Below are 800 nucleotides of genomic sequence, written 5' to 3'. Positions count from 1 at the left end.
GCCCCTTTACCGTATATATCGCTGTTGTAAGCAGCTTCTTCGTCTATATCCCTTCCAATAACTAAAGGGATCTTATTGCCAAATGATAATGCAGCCTGCTGAAAGTGTTTTATGTAGGCTCGCTCGCCTTCCAGTTCCCTTATTGGCATGGCGTCGCCAAAGGTGCAGATCCCCTCGTGGATCCAGTAATCGGCCCAATCTTTGGCCGTTACTTTGTTGCCCCACCATTCGTGCCCAAATTCATGGTGCATCAGCCAATCAAAATCCTGTCCTCCTAATTTTGAATACCTGAACTTATTGCCATAGGCATTCATGGTTTGATGCTCCATGCCTAAATGCGGCGTTTCAACTATGCCTATTTTTTCCTTAACCCATGGATACTCACCAAAATATTTCTCCTGGATGTGAATTGTGCGTTCAAAGATATCCAGGTGGCGATTAGCCTTTGACGCATCCTCATTTAATACATAAAACCGGATGGGTACTATATGCCCACCAATGGTTTTATATTGTCGGCTTACTACTTTATAATCGCCGGCATTAAATAATATGCTGTAGTTATTGATGCTGTAATTGGTTTTCCAATGATAAGTGGCTGTATTATTTTGCTTTGTGACTTTTTGTAATAAACCCGGACCTGCTACTACCAGGTCTTTGGGAACTGTAATTATCATATCCACACCTTCATTTGGCTCGTCGGACGGGTGATCTTTACAAGGAAAATACAGTTTTCCGCCCGTGCCCTCAGCAGTGATAGCCATCCACTGATGCCCGGTTGAGTCTTTCGACCAGATAAAGCC

Annotated in this window: 1 protein-coding gene; it reads right to left on the bottom strand. The window is 43.6% G+C overall.

The genetic code is table 11. The features are described 5' to 3' along the window. On the bottom strand, positions 1 to 800 hold an 800-nt coding region (locus tag AC1DPZ_RS28330; protein ID WP_477409822.1), incomplete at both ends, for a M1 family aminopeptidase.

It is taken from the genome of Mucilaginibacter sp. P4_G9 (assembly GCF_056400985.1).
Note: the sequence above shows the minus strand (reverse complement) of the source record. Positions and strands in the feature narration are given on the sequence as shown.